The sequence below is a fragment of the Lamprobacter sp. genome, assembly GCF_034860625.1.
Taxonomy (GTDB): Bacteria; Pseudomonadota; Gammaproteobacteria; order Chromatiales; family Chromatiaceae; genus Lamprobacter.
Genome location: NZ_JAYESN010000525.1, coordinates 1 through 1344, shown reverse-complemented (window position 1 = coordinate 1344; position 1344 = coordinate 1). Strand labels below are relative to the sequence as shown.

General features: G+C 65.1%; 1 protein-coding gene. It reads right to left on the bottom strand.

Annotation, left to right across the window (positions count from 1 at the left end; all coding sequences use genetic code 11):
• Positions 1 to 22: 22 nt before the first annotated feature.
• Complete coding sequence (locus tag VBE63_RS29455; RefSeq protein WP_323686524.1) at positions 23 to 1318, bottom strand: IS4 family transposase; 1296 nt, start codon at positions 1316 to 1318, stop codon at positions 23 to 25.
• Positions 1319 to 1344: the final 26 nt, after the last annotated feature.

The following is a 1344-nucleotide window of genomic DNA, read 5'->3' as shown; positions in this document are numbered from 1 at the left end:
CATCTCTTTGCACACAAATCCGCTAAGTGCCCTGTAAGCTTTGGGCAAATTGCAAGCCCTCGGCGAAGTCACGCACCCGCTGCAGCCCGAGCCAGAGCGTCTTCATCCCGGGCTCGCCATCGCATTTGCGCCCGAGAAAGCCGCCGTGGCCGGCGATGAGTCGGATGACAGTGTTGAGTGTAGGCGCCTGCTTGGGCGGACGTTTCTTGGCAAGGATGTAGGCGGCCTGCCATTCCTCGGGCGAGAACAGCAGCGCGGCATCGAGTTCGGGCGCGGTGCGCCCCAGGCGCATCAGTCGGGCGACGCGCCAGGCGACGATCATGAACAGCACCAACGCTTTCTCAAGACGCTCGACGGTGGAGAGCTGCAGCGCCTCGACCCGACAGCCCTGCTTCAACACCAAGAAAAACAGCTCAATTTCCCAGCGCGCGCGGTACCAGTCCACGAGTTCGGACGCGGCGTCGACGTCCTTCACCTCCCGGTTGGTCAACAGCCGCCATTCGATCGGCGTCTCACCCTTGGGCGGGTTGATCTCGCTGGCGATCAGGCAGGTGACTTGCAACGTCCCGCCGCGCCGATCCGAGAGCGTGACCCGCTTCGCGCGCAGCTGCTGGCGCACTGAGCGTGCCTTGCGCGTCTTGGTCGGCGGCAGGATGAAGTTCAGTTCACCAAGCACCTCGCTCGCGCGCACCTCGGCCCAGAGCTTGCCCCCATCCGGTAAGGCACGATTGTGCTGGGCGCGCAGCAGATAATCGGCTCGATACCCGCCGTCATGGGCCTGCACCATCAGCTCGAGCATGTCCGACTCGCGGTCGCCGACATAGACCAGGCGCGTCTGCGGCAGCTGTTCGGCCAGCTCGGCGACCCGTTCGTAACCTTCGACCCAACGCCGGCTTTCCTTCTCGCCCGGGCGGGTGCCGTCTTCGTCCTTGGGCTCGCGCGCCCACATCCAGGCATCCAGCACCCCCAGCGGCTCTCGCTCGGGACTGACCGCCAGCGTCGGATGCAGGTATAGGCCACGCTGCGCTTCATAGCTCAAAGGACCCAACCCCTTGATCTGCTGACCATTGTAGTCCAGCTCGGTGGTGTCCTGCAGGCACAGTACCACAGGGTGAGAGGCCATGCGCTGCGTCGTGCACGCGCGGTGCGGCTCCAACAGATCCATCCAGTCGAAGCTCTCTTGGCGAAACAACCGATAGGCCCCTTGCGTCTCAGCCCAGCCCCCACAGGCACCCGGAAGGCTCGCCGTGGGACGATCGGCCAAACGCTCCGCCAGCAGCACGGTGCGCGCCTCGCGCCGCTTGTCCCCCAGATCCAGATCCCGAAACTCCTCGGCCGCCCAAC